The 13324-nt window shown below is 33.8% G+C and carries 16 protein-coding genes and 5 tRNA genes; 8 read left to right on the top strand and 13 right to left on the bottom strand.

All coding sequences use genetic code 11. The annotated features are described in order from the left end of the window. Nucleotides 1-5: 5 nt before the first annotated feature. Nucleotides 6-440 (bottom strand): hypothetical protein, encoded by a 435-nt coding sequence (locus tag ABZA65_RS07010; RefSeq protein ID WP_373072063.1) that lies wholly within the window; start codon nt 438-440, stop codon nt 6-8. Nucleotides 441-493: 53 nt separating this feature from the next. Continuing rightward, a complete protein-coding gene (locus tag ABZA65_RS07005; RefSeq protein WP_373072061.1) occupies nt 494-742 on the bottom strand; it encodes a helix-turn-helix domain-containing protein in 249 nt (82 codons plus the stop codon). 184 nt (nt 743-926) lie between these two features. On the opposite strand from ABZA65_RS07005, the gene ABZA65_RS07000 reads away from it, so the two are divergent. Next, nucleotides 927-1439, top strand: a complete 513-nt coding sequence (locus ABZA65_RS07000; protein WP_373072059.1) for a hypothetical protein — start codon at nt 927-929, stop codon at nt 1437-1439. Nucleotides 1440-1448: 9 nt separating this feature from the next. On the opposite strand, the gene ABZA65_RS06995 is transcribed toward ABZA65_RS07000, so the two are convergent. From ABZA65_RS06995 to ABZA65_RS06970, 6 genes are all read right to left on the bottom strand, one after another. Next, the gene (locus tag ABZA65_RS06995; protein ID WP_373072057.1) at nt 1449-2399 is read right to left on the bottom strand and encodes a hypothetical protein; all 951 of its coding nucleotides are present in this window, start codon (nt 2397-2399) and stop codon (nt 1449-1451) included. A gap of 424 nt (nt 2400-2823) precedes the next feature. After that, a tRNA-Leu gene (locus ABZA65_RS06990) sits at nt 2824-2908 on the bottom strand. 53 nt (nt 2909-2961) lie between these two features. After that, nucleotides 2962-3038: transfer RNA gene (locus ABZA65_RS06985), tRNA-Arg, on the bottom strand. Nucleotides 3039-3053: 15 nt separating this feature from the next. Further along, a tRNA-Arg gene (locus tag ABZA65_RS06980) sits at nt 3054-3130 on the bottom strand. 51 nt (nt 3131-3181) lie between these two features. Beyond that, nucleotides 3182-3258, bottom strand: a tRNA-His gene (locus tag ABZA65_RS06975). Nucleotides 3259-3287: 29 nt separating this feature from the next. Then, nucleotides 3288-3365 (bottom strand) — tRNA-Pro (locus ABZA65_RS06970). Between the two features lie 132 nt (nt 3366-3497). On the opposite strand from ABZA65_RS06970, the gene ABZA65_RS06965 reads away from it, so the two are divergent. Beyond that, nucleotides 3498-4835: a sodium-dependent transporter gene (locus ABZA65_RS06965; protein WP_373072055.1), complete on the top strand. Its 1338-nt coding sequence runs from the start codon at nt 3498-3500 to the stop codon at nt 4833-4835. Between the two features lies 1 nt (nt 4836). Beyond that, complete coding sequence (locus ABZA65_RS06960) at nt 4837-5112, top strand: hypothetical protein (RefSeq protein WP_373072053.1); 276 nt, start codon at nt 4837-4839, stop codon at nt 5110-5112. On the opposite strand, the gene ABZA65_RS06955 is transcribed toward ABZA65_RS06960, so the two are convergent. The 3 genes from ABZA65_RS06955 to ABZA65_RS06945 are packed head-to-tail and all read right to left on the bottom strand — an operon-like array spanning nt 5109 to nt 8042. Next, nucleotides 5109-5891 (bottom strand): thiazole synthase, encoded by a 783-nt coding sequence (locus ABZA65_RS06955; RefSeq protein WP_373072051.1) that lies wholly within the window; start codon nt 5889-5891, stop codon nt 5109-5111. The two genes, ABZA65_RS06960 and ABZA65_RS06955, sit on opposite strands and share 4 nt — an antisense overlap. 47 nt (nt 5892-5938) lie before the next feature. Continuing rightward, entirely contained in the window at nt 5939-7303 is a 1365-nt protein-coding gene (locus ABZA65_RS06950) for an NAD(P)H-hydrate dehydratase (protein WP_373072049.1), read from the bottom strand. Between the two features lies 1 nt (nt 7304). After that, a complete protein-coding gene (locus ABZA65_RS06945) occupies nt 7305-8042 on the bottom strand; it encodes an ATP-binding protein (protein ID WP_373072047.1) in 738 nt (245 codons plus the stop codon). Between the two features lie 65 nt (nt 8043-8107). Here ABZA65_RS06945 and ABZA65_RS06940 point away from each other — a divergent pair, with 65 nt between their 5' ends. The 5 genes from ABZA65_RS06940 to ABZA65_RS06920 are packed head-to-tail and all read left to right on the top strand — an operon-like array spanning nt 8108 to nt 12630. After that, entirely contained in the window at nt 8108-9070 is a 963-nt protein-coding gene (locus ABZA65_RS06940) for an SIS domain-containing protein (RefSeq protein WP_373072045.1), read from the top strand. Beyond that, nucleotides 9067-9852 carry a pseudouridine synthase gene (locus ABZA65_RS06935; protein WP_373072043.1) on the top strand — a complete coding sequence of 262 codons (786 nt, stop codon included), beginning with the start codon at nt 9067-9069 and terminating at the stop codon, nt 9850-9852. The genes ABZA65_RS06940 and ABZA65_RS06935 overlap by 4 nt, the downstream gene beginning before the upstream one ends. Before the next feature lie 3 nt (nt 9853-9855). Next, nucleotides 9856-11028: a replication-associated recombination protein A gene (locus tag ABZA65_RS06930; RefSeq protein WP_373072042.1), complete on the top strand. Its 1173-nt coding sequence runs from the start codon at nt 9856-9858 to the stop codon at nt 11026-11028. Nucleotides 11029-11078: 50 nt separating this feature from the next. Then, nucleotides 11079-11366, top strand: coding sequence for a hypothetical protein (locus ABZA65_RS06925; protein WP_373072041.1), 288 nt, complete (start codon nt 11079-11081; stop codon nt 11364-11366). Next, on the top strand, nt 11350-12630 hold the full coding sequence (locus ABZA65_RS06920) for a SpoIIE family protein phosphatase (RefSeq protein ID WP_373072039.1): 1281 nt from the start codon (nt 11350-11352) through the stop codon (nt 12628-12630). The genes ABZA65_RS06925 and ABZA65_RS06920 overlap by 17 nt, the downstream gene beginning before the upstream one ends. A 17-nt stretch (nt 12631-12647) precedes the next feature. On the opposite strand, the gene rplT is transcribed toward ABZA65_RS06920, so the two are convergent. Together rplT and rpmI are read right to left on the bottom strand one after the other, a co-directional pair. Beyond that, on the bottom strand, nt 12648-13007 hold the full coding sequence (gene rplT, locus ABZA65_RS06915) for a 50S ribosomal protein L20 (RefSeq protein WP_373072037.1): 360 nt from the start codon (nt 13005-13007) through the stop codon (nt 12648-12650). Nucleotides 13008-13108: 101 nt separating this feature from the next. Next, on the bottom strand, nt 13109-13300 hold the full coding sequence (gene rpmI / locus ABZA65_RS06910) for a 50S ribosomal protein L35 (RefSeq protein WP_373072035.1): 192 nt from the start codon (nt 13298-13300) through the stop codon (nt 13109-13111). Nucleotides 13301-13324 lie beyond the last annotated feature (24 nt).

The raw sequence follows: 13324 nt of genomic DNA, 5'->3' as shown, positions 1-13324 counted from the left end.
TATCCTTAGTGAACAAAACTACATTCGTGGAGTATTTTATTTAGTTTTGAATGAAATATATTGCATTCAAGCAATGATAAAAACAATGTTATTTCCATATTATGTCTGCCTTGATCCGGTATATAAATGTTCTTTGAAAAATATAATTTCAAAGAGTACACCTTATTAGTTTGCGCTATTTTTGCTTCGAATCCATCAAATTTCAGCATTTTGTTTTTTTGGGTTTTTGGAAATTGCTTTGAAATAAAAGATGATAACGCCCCTTTTAAATCAAAGATTGAAAAGCCTTCTAGGATAGCTACATCTAAGTCTTTGCTTTCATTCTTGGGAAACATTACACCCAGATTATTGAATGACTTATATTCTTTCTTACCTTTAACTCTATCATCAAGATGAACATAAAGTTCAAGATAGTCGTTTTCATATATTTTAATCTTCATTAATGTAGCTTCTATAGTTTCTATTTTTCTTTTTAAATAGCATTTTTATTATTTTACAAGCTATCTATATATATGCGTTTTGCACGACCAAAATCTGGATTTATTTTAATAGTTCCTTCATCGATCATCTGTCTTATCTTCTGTTCCGATAGCTTAGTTATTTGGGCTGCTTCAGCGACTGTAACGTATTTAACATCATTGGGTGCATTAGTTTGCATGTTTTGAAGGAGATTTATTATATTTTTTAGATTTTCATAAATTTCATTGTATTTATCTTTGTCTATTGTCATATCGTTTTCCATTTCTTCTCCAATCTCTTATATGGTATCATAACATACATACAGGTACTATATGATACTTAAATTATCAAATAATACTATTTTGATACTTAATTTAATATTAATTAGTGTCATATAGTACCTATTAGTATCATATAGTATTTTTTGCTATAATTACTGTATTCATTTTAAACAACAAGGTCAATATATGCCAGAACTAATTTGTAAGCTCCTTCATATCAGTAAAACAACATACTATAGGTATGTGAAAGAAAATTATCCTATAGTAGTTTTTTTGAACTCGCTTGAAAAAGAAGACCTTAATGAGTTAAATGATACTGGTGAGATCAGAAAATTTGAACTTGTTAAAAATTTGTCATACGATGAGTTATTTATAAAACTCGGTACAAACACCAAAAAAGATGATACATTGCTTGAGTATATTCAATATAATTTTAATTTTAATAAAACTTCCTGGAACTTAAAAAACAATTTAGACTTATTCAAAGATATTTATAATGAGCACAAAGATAGTTTTAATACAAATAATGCCAAAGAGGTTCTATTTGAAATTTTAAACCAAAAAGCTATTTCAAAATTTAATATATTTGCTAGTATAGATAAACCAAGAGCTAAAAAGTTAATCACAGAATTAACAAATTCTTATTCAAACGCTGAAGTATATGTACTTGTCACAATTAATATTAATTTGAAAAAATAATTTAGTATTTCAACTAGCCTTAGTTTGCTTAATAATTTGACTACCTGTCATTAATTCAGTGTGTGGAAGTAGCTGGGACTGATGTATACCTTTCCCCATGTAAACTACCTCATAAGTATCTATGCCTAGTGTTTTGATTCTCTCAACTGTTCCTTCATCATATTTTCCATTTATTCTTTTTCCAACATAATTATTTATATCGATCTCAACTATCTCTGAGAGTTGTTCAATTGGCTTTTCTTCGACAACTTCTTTACTCTCTTTAGCTATACGCTTGTTCAGAAAAGTCCTATAGTTCCGCAGTGTCTTTTGATGGTTTTTATGTGTTCTGTCTTTGAGTACTTCTTTTATCTGGTTTCGGTAGTTGGTAAACGAGCTTTTGATATTATTTCCATTTTTAGTGACTTCATAAACATAATCATCAAGGTAAGTCAGATCAAGTTTTTCAGTTATGACCCCTTCATCCTCATCATCTAGAGGAAGTCTCTGTCTTTTGATTTTACTATAATCTAGATCGTTATTATCAACATACGTAAATTGACTTTCTCCACTTACATTAGTAATATCCTTATTTTCGGCATTTTTAGGCTCTTTTTCAATTTCTATCTCTTCCACGTAAATTGACTTTATCAACTTACCTAAGTGAGACTTATTTAAAGTGTAATAAGTTACCCTTGTCATTGTTGTTTTTTTGCTTACAATTTTTAGTTCTTCTAACTTTTTGTATGCTGTTCTAAACTCATATTTTGTGAAACCAAGCTCTTCAGTCCAGCTATCACCTTCTCTGTATAGTTCGTTAGCTGGTGAAGGTTCAATAAACTTATAAAATGGTTTATAGTTATGATTAGACGAATGAAAAATCATTTGTTGAAGCAATATAGTAGCTGTGACACTACCCGTCAGTTTATTAAGTTCTTTTCTGTAAATGATTAGGTTCTTATCTTCCGATAGAACCTTCAATAATATATCATTCATAATATTTTGGTTTGGTCTGGATCTGGATTAAGAATAATTATACAAATGCGCATGAGAGCCAAAAAACATACACATCAATTACTCTGTGCAAGGATTCAAAGAATCCTTATTGTGCAGTTTTTGGCTCCCTGCACACAGTAATTAGTTGTATGCCGAAATTGTATTAAAATGAAAAAAAAAGTAAATAAATCCAAAAATACATTATTTTAGTTATATAGTGTATTATCAAATAACATGGTGTTATAAAAATATACTTTATATGATTTTTATGCTTAATGTTTTGAAGTAATCTTAAAATAAATTTAGTTTTAAGCTCTGCTAGAACCGTACCCTAAACCGTACCCAATAAGATTATTATTTGAAGTTTTAAGCGTTTAGAAAACCTTTAAAAGTTCGCTATAGCTTTAAATGGTGCGGATGAGAGGACTCGAACCTCCACACCTTGCGGCACCAGATCCTAAGTCTGGCGTGTCTACCAATTTCACCACATCCGCGCACGTTGTAGAAAGTGTTTTATGTCTCTTCAGACATTAACATAAATAAAAAGTGGTACGCCCTACACGATTCGAACGTGTGACCGATGCCTTAGAAGGGCATTGCTCTATCCAGCTGAGCTAAGGACGCATACATTTAAATAAATGGTGCGCCCGATAGGATTCGAACCTATAACCGTCGGATCCGAAGTCCGAAACTCTATCCAGTTGAGCCACGGACGCCACAAAAATTTATTAATTTTTAATGTTATTTACTTTTTTATATTTAATTCATGGGGTGAGATACGGGATTCGAACCCGCGACCCCCGGCACCACAAACCAGTGCTCTAACCAGCTGAGCTAATCTCACCATAAGTCTAATTAAACATAAAAAAAGAGTGGTCGGGGTGAAAGGACTCGAACCTTCGGCCCCTTGGTCCCAAACCAAGTACTCTAACCATACTGAGCTACACCCCGACCTGTTACAAAAACCAACACATAGCTGATTAATGAGGCGAAATTATAGACAATTTTATAAAATATGTCAATAGTTTTTTGACATTTTTTTCATTTTCTGTATAATATCCTCAATTCAAGGGGTTTTGACATATGAAAATAGCTAGGTTTAGTCGGATTGGTTTTATTTTAGCAGCAGCCGGAAGTGCTGTTGGACTGGGAAATATATGGAAATTTCCATATATTGCAGGTGAGTATGGCGGTGGTGCTTTTGTACTTATATATCTTATAACAGTTTTACTTATTGGTTTTTCTATTATGATAGCAGAGATGTTAATCGGTTATATGGGTAGAAAAGATACAGTTACATCTTTTGAAGATCTAGCCCCTAGACACAAAGAAAAATGGAAATATGGTGGCTTCCAAGGCTTAGCAGGTCTGTTTATTATGATCTTTTACTCAGTTGTAATAGGATGGATCTTTCATTATATTGTCACGTCTTTAACACACTTGCCTGCATCTGTAAAAGAAGCTGAAACGACATTTAGTGCTATGCTTCATACTGATATATTTACACAGCTTTTTTATCATACTATTGCTTTTGCTTGGATCACTTATGTTCTCACACGTGGTATTAAAGGCGGTATTGAGAAAATAAATATGGTTTTAATGCCCACACTTATGATCATCTTGCTTGGTATGTTTGCATATGCTGTTAGCTTAGATTCATTCTCACGCTCAGTTGAATTTATGTTTGCATCTGACTGGTCTAAAATAGACTCTGACGCTTTTGTAACAGCGGTAGGACATGCATTTTTCACACTATCTCTTGGTATGGGTGCTATTATGACCTACTCAGCTTCCATGGAGAAAAACTCAAACATTGTTCAAAACGCTTTTTGGGTTGTATTTTTAGATACAGCTATTGCTATAGTAGCTGGACTTATGCTTTTTACTTTCCTTTACCAATACGGTGCAGGACCTGCAAAAGGACCTGGACTTGTTTTCATCTCATTACCAGCTGCATTTTATGAGATGGGGATTTTAGGAAATATATTTGCCGTTTTATTTTTCTTGGCTTTAGCATTTGCAGGACTTACATCTTCAGTTTCACTAGTTGAGCCTATGGTTCAGTACTTTATAGATAGGTTCAAATGGAGCAGAGTAAAAGCATCTGTAGCGATGGGTCTGTTTTTCTATCTTGTTGGTATTATTGCCCTACTCTCAAATATAGACGGCTATAAAGAGGTATTAACTTGGGGAGATAAAAACTTTTTTGATTGGGTTGATCATATTACAGCTGCTATCATGCTTCCACTTGGTGGACTTATAATGGCGGTTTTTGTAGGTTTTGTAATTGAGAAACAAAGAGTTGAATCTATTTTAAAACCACAACTTGGAAAGTCTTTTGAGTTATGGTACTTTTCACTTCGCTACATAACACCTGTAGCTATGTTTATAGTTATGCTTTCATTGATGGGGGTTATTTAAATTGAATCCGAATAAAAAAGAATGTCTAGATATAGTCAATTCAAAAGGTATAAATCCTGCCTCTAAAATTGACTTTGATGTAAACGGCGAGACACACTCTTTATCTATAGAGTACATAATAGATACATACATGAGTGCGAGCGAAGAGTCTCAACTTGTTTTTTTAACTGCATTACAAAAAGCCACATCGGCTCAAGAGATGGGAATAGATAAGTTTTTTGAGGGGATGGGACAACTTTTACTTATGTCCCATCTATCTAGTAAGTTTGAGGTTTAGAACTGAATCAGTCCATCTATAGGACTAGACGCAGTTGCGTATGGTTTTTTAGGAATACGTCCAGCTAAATAACTCATACGTCCAGCTTGAACTGCATGCTTCATCGCAACTGCCATCATCATAGGGTTTTGTGCTTGAGCAATAGCAGTATTTGTTAAAACACCCTCAGCACCTAATTCCATTGCATAAGCAGCATCACTCGCACAACCGATCCCAGCATCTACAATAACAGGTACGTTAACTGCATCTTTAATAAATGCTACGTTGTATGGGTTTTGGATCCCAAGACCACTTCCAATAGGAGCAGCAAGAGGCATAATAGCATGAGCACCAGCATCTTCTAAACGCTTAGCCATGATAGGATCATCTGAAGTATAAGCCATAATAGTGAAACCGTCTTTTGCTAAAACTTTACATGCTTCAATTGTCTCTAATACGTCAGGATATAAAGTTTTTGCAGTATCTCCGATAACCTCTAGTTTTATAAGATCAATTCCTGTAGCTTCACGAGTAAGACGGAACGTTGTTATAGCCTCTTCAGCAGTTGTACATCCTGCAGAATTTGGTAAAAATTTTACATTAGTACCTGCAAAAGTATCACGAAGGTTTTCTTTATCTGGATCAGTAATGTTAAGACGACGAACAGCAACAGTAATCAGCTCACTTCCACTTGCAAGAGTCGCTTCTTTTGTAGTTTCAAAAGAATCATACTTTCCGCTTCCAACAATTAAGCGGCTTCCAAGTTCATATTTTCCAATTTTTAAATTTGTATCATTCATATTTTTCCCTAAAATATTTTATTGTGGAGTTTATAACATAAGCTTTCTTACAGTTTCCCAATTTGAGAGATTAAATCATCTGGCGTAAGGGAAAAATCAGAACCTGTGTAGTTAAGTGCAAGGCTGACATGTGCAAGCGATGCATTTTTAACTGCTTCTATCGGTTCATAACCCTGAGCAAGTAATGAGCCTATAAGACCGCTTAAAACATCTCCGCTGCCACCTTTTGCAAGTTTAGAACTGCCATGTGGATTTACATAAAAACTATTGCCTTGTCCAATAATAACATTTGCACCTTTTAAAAGAAGTGTTGCATTTTGGTACTTTTGACAAAACATCTCTACATATTTAAAACGATTTTTCTGTAACTCTTCTATTGATATATCTGCAAGATCACATAGTTTCAAAACAGAAACAAACTCTTTTGCATGAGGTGTTAAAACTACATTTTTTCTTTTTAAAATATCTAATAAAATATCCATATGTAAAATATCTGCATCTATTATTAGAGGGGTGTCATTATCTAAAAAAGCATTTAGATCTCTGTCTGAGTAAGAATCTCCAAGCCCCATGCCGATTGCTATAGCAGTTGTATTATCAGGCAGAAGTTCACTACTCATAATTGAGTGTGGTATGTTTGTATTGTTATAACCAACGATAGTTACAAGTCCTGCTCCAAAACGCAGTGCCGCTTTAGCACAAAGAACTCCTGCACCGATCTTCTCTCCGCTTATACAAGCAAGATGTCCAAAGCTACCTTTATGAGTATCTTCTATTTCTCTGTTTGGAAGTTCCAAATCTTCTAAATCAAGCAATGTCCAGTCTGATTTACTCTCATATATCTCTCTTGAAACTCCAAGATCAAGAACTCTAATATCACCTACATACTCTTTATGCCCGTCAAGATACATATCTTTTTTAAGTGCACCCATAGTTAGAGTTGTATCTGCAAAAAATCTATATCCACTTGGAACATCGCAGGCTATCTTATATGCGTTAGAGTTATTCATTTGCTCAACTGTGTTTAATATATCTGAATTAAACTCTCCGCTAAAACCAGTTCCTACAATAGCATCAACTAAAACATCACACTCCTCAATAGATCTACATTCATTAATACCTATTGCATCTGAGCGTTTTTTTTGTAATATTGCCATCTCAGATTTAGGCTCTTTTACATGAAACAGTCGTACATCATAATCTTTATGCAAAAGCCTTCCAAGAGCTATACCGTCAGCTCCATTATTACCGCTTCCACATACTATAACTATAGATGAGTGCTTATCAAATTTTGTTCTGATAAAATCGGCCATGCCATCAGCTGCATGTTCCATAAGCAAATCTTCACTCAGTCCAAAACTATCGTAACACCTTTGATCTAGTGAAGCTACCTCATCGTATAATTTTTGCATCTTAAGCTTCTATATAGTTCTCATTTATATCTACACTGTGAGTTTTTATATCGTTAAATAAAAGTGTAGGATACTGTGTTCTATACTGGTATAAAAATCTATTTTTTACAAGATTGTTTAAACTTGCCGTATTGAAATAATCTAGATTTGAACACTTACCTATGAAAAGATATGTAAACATAAGTTTTATATTTGTATTTTCAAACGTTTTATGCGGTTGAGCTAAGAATGTAATACCGTATTTTGAAAGTTTTGAAAAACTTAACATATATAGTAAAAAGTCAGAAAACTGAACGTAAAAACCGTTAAGATTTTCAATGTCATGTAGGAAATAGTAGTAATTATCTAAAAGTTCCTGCTTTTGTATAGTTTTAGTAAGTCTGCTTTTTACACGTCTTTTTGAAGTGTCAAAATATGAAGGACTTGCAGACATGTATATATGTTTTCTCTCAGCAATTAACTTATCTAACTCTTTATCAAACTCTTCAGTCTCTTCGTATCTTATATAGTTAAAGTACTGATCTTTATATCTCATTTCAATATCTTCTTCATTTGAATCTGAAAAATCTATATAAAACGTAGGTATACCACTATCTATAACAAAGTCTCTAATTCTACAAGCCAAATTCGTCTTACCCGCACCATGCTCACCAAGGATAAGTGTATTGTAATATAAGCTAGGTTCTTTAAGTTCCAAAGACCCCAATGCGTCATTAAATTTACCAATAATATTTCTCATAACTGCTCTTTTCATATTTAATGTTTATTACCTAAATTATAGCAAAATAAGGATATAATATCTTCATGAATTTTAAACAAATAGCACAAGAAACATTAAATATTGAAGCAAATACACTTTTAGAAGCATCCAAAAAAATTGATGATGTTTTTGACAGGGCAGTTGAACTTATTTTAAACTCAAATGGAAAACTAATAGTTACCGGTGTTGGTAAATCAGGCCTAATCGGTGCGAAAATGGCAGCAACTTTTGCCTCAACCGGTACTCCTAGTTTTTTTCTTCACCCGACAGAAGCACTTCACGGTGATCTAGGTATGATAAGCAAAGGTGATGTAGTGATCGCTATCTCGTACAGTGGTGAGAGTGAAGAGCTTAGTCAGATTTTGCCACATATAAAACGTTTTGACATCCCTTTAATTGGTATGACTAGAGACAAGAACTCAACTCTTGGAAAATACTCAGATATGGTTATAGACGTAGTGGTTGAGAAAGAGGCATGCCCGCTAAATATTGCACCGACAAGTTCAACTACACTTACACTTGCTCTTGGTGATGCACTAGCCGTATGTTTAATGAAAGCCCGTGACTTTAAAAAGAGCGATTTTGCATCTTTTCACCCGGGTGGTTCGCTTGGAAAACAGCTTTTTATAAAAATTAGCGATCTTATGACTACAAAAAATCTTCCTATAATTTCAGAAGATACAAAAGTTAAAGATGCAATTTTAAAGATCAGTGAAGGTCGTTTAGGAACTGTTTTAATAGCAGATTCTAATAATAAACTTGTAGCACTTTTAAGTGATGGGGATATTCGCCGTGCACTTATGAGTGAAGACTTCTCAATCGAAGATGACGTTATGAACTATGCTACAAAAGATCCTATGACTTGTGATAATGATGAGCTTTTAGCGAGTGAAGCACTTGAACTTATAGAAAACAAAAAAATTCAACTTCTTGTAATTACAGATAAAGAGAAGAAAATAAAGGGTGTACTACACATCCATACACTTGTAGAGAAGGGAATCTCTTGAGATTAAACAAATATATAGCACATCATTCCAGCTATTCACGTCGTGAAGCGGACAAAGCTATTCAAGACGGTTACGTAAAAGTAAACGGTGAAGTAGAAACAAACCCTGCGACACAAGTAGAAGAGTTTGGTGCAGATGTTTGGATCAGCGGTAAAAAAGTAGCTCCAAAAGATAAATATACGGTTATTGTTTACAACAAAGCAAAAGGTGAACTTGTTACAAAGAAAGATCCTAAAGGACGCAAAACTATCTATGATACTTTAGAGAAAAAGTACAGACACTATATACCTGTTGGACGTCTAGATTTTGCTAGTGAGGGAGTTCTACTTTTAACTGATGCATCTAAAGTTGCTACAGCTTTAATGGAATCTGATCTTCAAAGAACTTATAAGATAAAAATTCAGGGTGAAATAACTCCTGACATGGAAGATGCTATGCTAAACGGCATGACTTTAGAGGATGCGACTGCAGGTGCTCATAGTCATTCGAAAATAACATCTATGACTTTTAAACCTTTTATTGGTTATCAGATTCAAAAAAACACTCCAAGCTACTCTATTTTAAAAGTAGCTATATCTGAAGGTAAGAACCGTGAACTAAGACGTTTTTTCGCACACTTTGGAGCTGAAGTAGTTGATCTTAAACGTATAAGTTTTGCGGAGATCGAATTAAATAACCTCCCAACTGGAAAAAGCAGGTTTTTAACAAGAAGCGAATACTCTGCACTTGCAAAGTTTTTAAAAGAAGAGAAAAAAGCTAAAGACAAAGCAGACAAAGAGTAGCGAGTGCCTGACTTTACACACCTTCTTCGTCCTGATAATTTTGATGATTTAGTCGGTCAAGAACATCTAAGCTCCCCTAATTCTCCACTTAGAAAACTTTGTGAACAAAATGCTTTGGGACACAGCTTTTTCTTCGGTCCTGCAGGATGTGGGAAAACTTCAATTGCACGTATAATCTCTAAAACTCTTGATATGCCGTTTTATGAGTTTAATGCAACCTCACTAAAGATAGATCAGCTAAGAAAGATCTTTGATCAATACAAAAACGCTTTGCAAAAACCTCTTATATTTATAGACGAGGTTCACCGCCTTGCAAAAAACCAGCAAGAGGTGCTTTTGCCTGTAATGGAGAACAACTCTGTTCTTTTAATTGGAGCTTCCACAGAGAATCCATTCTTTTCACTCACATCAGCTATTCGTTCACGCAGTATGCTTTTTGAACTTTACAATATAAAAAATGATGCACTAGATAAACTTTTAGACAAGGCTTTAAAAGAGCTCACAATAGACAGCGATGCAAGAGAGTATCTAGTTGCAAGCAGTGGAGGAGATGCAAGAGCAATGTTAAAACTTTTAGAGTTTTCTTCAAACCTTGACACACACATTACTCTAAAAAATCTAAAATCACTAAGACCAAATGCGCTTAGTGCAGGAAGTTCAGAAGCTGGAGTTCACTATGACCTAGCTTCAGCGATGATCAAATCGATCCGCGGAAGTGATGCAGATGCTGCGATCTACTATCTTGCTCGTCTGATTGACGGTGGTGAGAGTGCCGACTTTATAGCAAGACGACTTGTAATTTTAGCAAGTGAAGATGTTGGAAATGCAAATCCTCAAGCACTTACACTTTGCACATCTTGTCTTACTACTGTTAAAAATATAGGTTATCCAGAAGCTCGTATACCATTAGCTCAAGCAGTTATATATCTGTGTGCATCGCCTAAATCAAACTCTGCCTATATGGCCATAAATAAAGCTCTACAGATGATTAACAACGGCGTAATGCTGGATATTCCAAAAAATATTCAACAAAATAACGAAGGTTATCTATACCCGCACGATTTTGGCGGCTATGTAGATCAAGAGTATCTTACACAGAAACTAGATCTTGTAGAATTTAAAGAGATTGGTTTTGAAGCAAAAATGAAATCTTGGATAGAAAAATTAAAAATATAATGCTATCATTAAGTATGTAAAAACATCTCATTAAGAACTAAAGGATATTTATGGAAATTTCAACTTCAGGTTCAACCGTTACTATAAATGGAAATATAAAAAGTGTGGGTGATTTTCAGACTATCAAGTCAACTATGGATAGTGTTACTGCAAATAACTCTCAAATTACTTTGGTTATTGCTGATTCTATCTCTATAACATCGTCGGTTATAGGTTATTTTAATAAACTTATTTTAAAAGACGGTATAAAAATAGATATGAGAATAGGAAATGACGACCTTATATCATTACTTGACGATCTAAATTTAACTAGCGTTTTTAATGTTGGAAAAAACTAAGGAACTTAAAAAACTCAAAGCAAAAAGCAATTATCAATCACATCAAGAGATTTTAGCATTTGCTAAAGAGTTAAACATACTACGAAACGATTACTACTACCAGATGACAGACTATAATCATGATGTCTCTCTACTGGATTTTTTATACCATCCTAAAGATGTTATGAGTGGTGATGCATATAGTGCAAGAAATATAGATGATGAAAGTAGTCTATATATAGTAGTAGATGGTATGGGAAAAGGGTTATCTGCTTCTTTAACTACAATGATCTTTATATCGTTTGCCAATCACATCGTTGATAAAATGCTTGGCTTTGATGATTTTGACTTCAGAATACTAATACACGAAACAATGGAGTATATAAAACCTATACTTTTAGATGAAGAAGCTTTGTCTGTAGATTATGTCCTGATCAATAACAAAGAGCATACGCTTATATATTCAAAATTTGCCATGCCACCTATTCTTATGCAGGATCAAGACAATAAAATAGTAAAACTAAAATCAAACAATCCTCCTATGTCAAAATACTCCCCTACTTTTAATATAGACAGTTTTGATATAAAAGGTATTACAAAGTTTCTTATATATTCTGATGGTATGATCGAAAACAAGACAATAGATGACAAAAAACCATATTCACACTTTATAGAAGATGATTTTTTAAAGGCTTTTACAAGAGAAGACCTTAGTAATAGTTTCCAAAGTAGAATAAAAAAACAAGAAGATGACGTTACACTTATATTTGTTAATCAGATCACAAGATACTCAACTACCATAGCACATGAAAAGTTCAAATCTTCACTGAAGAGTATGGATGTAGCAAGTCAGTGGTACGAAGAATTATGGAATACCATAACTAAAAATAAAAAAGTCTCTTATCAAGCAGGCATGGTTTTTACTGAACTCTTTATGAATGCACATGAACATGGAAATTTGGCTATACCATCCAAAATAAAACACTCACTAATGGAAGATGATACATATTTTGACACACTTGCCCAGAGAGAAAAAGGGTGCAAAAAATATATTGAAGTAATTGTAGATCAGGTTAATCATATGAATGATGTATATATCATAACTAAGATAACTGATGAGGGTGAGGGTTTTGATACTCAGATATTAAGCGAGATCTTTAGAAATTCTAAAAAATTTCATGGACGCGGTGTATTTGTATCTAGAAAAAACTCTTTTGGGATATATTATAATTCTAAGGGAAATTCAGTTTTATTTATAAATAAGATAGAAAACCAAACCTCATAAGAGAGGTTTGAGGTGTTTTATTTAGCTAATGCTGCTTTTGAAGCTTCAACAACTGCACTAAACGCTGCTGCATCGTTCATAGCCATGTCAGCTAGAATTTTACGATCTAGTTCGATACCGGCTTTTTTAACACCATTCATGAAAGTTGAATAGTTCATACCGTTTAAACGAGTCGCTGCATTGATACGGATGATCCATAATTTACGGAAATCACGTTTTTTCTGCTTACGATCTCTGTGAGCGTATACTAATGAACGCTCTAATTGCTCTTTAGCTTTTCTAAAGTGTTTACGACGACCTTGGTAAAAGCCTTTCGCTAATTTTAATAATCTTTTGTGTCTTCTTCTACGAACAACACCTGTTTTTACTCTTGGCATATTTTTCCTTTATTCTTTACCCAGTTGCTTCTCGCAATCAAGGTGTCCCATTATGGACTTGCCCAGTTAGATAACTGGAGATTTTTGAATCAACTATTTAATTAGTTAATCATTTCCTTAATACTTTTCTCATCAACTTTAGCAACTACTTTAGGAGTATTTTGCTTACGACGAGTATCTGCATCTTGTTTAGTTAGAATGTGACTTCTGTAAGCAGTACCGCGTTTAACAGAACCATTTTTCTTAACTTTAAAACGCTTTACAGCGCCTTTTACCGATTTCATTTTAGGCATCGATTATCCTTTCTCGTAAAATTC

Source organism: Sulfurimonas sp., from assembly GCF_041583195.1.
GTDB lineage: Bacteria > Campylobacterota > Campylobacteria > Campylobacterales > Sulfurimonadaceae > Sulfurimonas.
The sequence above is the reverse complement of the archived record's forward strand: the minus strand, read 5'-3'. Positions and strand labels throughout refer to the sequence as shown.

What these genes read in the sequence shown, in the direction of transcription:
- rplT (WP_373072037.1), bottom strand. Translation starts at nt 13,007, where the DNA reads ATGCCAAGAGTAAAAACAGGTGTTGTTCGTAGAAGAAGACACAAAAGA.
- ABZA65_RS07005 (WP_373072061.1), bottom strand. Translation starts at nt 742, where the DNA reads ATGGAAAACGATATGACAATAGACAAAGATAAATACAATGAAATTTAT.
- ABZA65_RS06940 (WP_373072045.1), top strand. Translation starts at nt 8,108, where the DNA reads ATGAATTTTAAACAAATAGCACAAGAAACATTAAATATTGAAGCAAAT.
- rpmI (WP_373072035.1), bottom strand. Translation starts at nt 13,300, where the DNA reads ATGCCTAAAATGAAATCGGTAAAAGGCGCTGTAAAGCGTTTTAAAGTT.
- ABZA65_RS06945 (WP_373072047.1), bottom strand. Translation starts at nt 8,042, where the DNA reads ATGAGAAATATTATTGGTAAATTTAATGACGCATTGGGGTCTTTGGAA.
- ABZA65_RS06955 (WP_373072051.1), bottom strand. Translation starts at nt 5,891, where the DNA reads ATGAATGATACAAATTTAAAAATTGGAAAATATGAACTTGGAAGCCGC.
- ABZA65_RS07000 (WP_373072059.1), top strand. Translation starts at nt 927, where the DNA reads ATGCCAGAACTAATTTGTAAGCTCCTTCATATCAGTAAAACAACATAC.
- ABZA65_RS06965 (WP_373072055.1), top strand. Translation starts at nt 3,498, where the DNA reads ATGAAAATAGCTAGGTTTAGTCGGATTGGTTTTATTTTAGCAGCAGCC.
- ABZA65_RS07010 (WP_373072063.1), bottom strand. Translation starts at nt 440, where the DNA reads ATGAAGATTAAAATATATGAAAACGACTATCTTGAACTTTATGTTCAT.
- ABZA65_RS06920 (WP_373072039.1), top strand. Translation starts at nt 11,350, where the DNA reads ATGTTGGAAAAAACTAAGGAACTTAAAAAACTCAAAGCAAAAAGCAAT.
- ABZA65_RS06950 (WP_373072049.1), bottom strand. Translation starts at nt 7,303, where the DNA reads ATGCAAAAATTATACGATGAGGTAGCTTCACTAGATCAAAGGTGTTAC.
- ABZA65_RS06925 (WP_373072041.1), top strand. Translation starts at nt 11,079, where the DNA reads ATGGAAATTTCAACTTCAGGTTCAACCGTTACTATAAATGGAAATATA.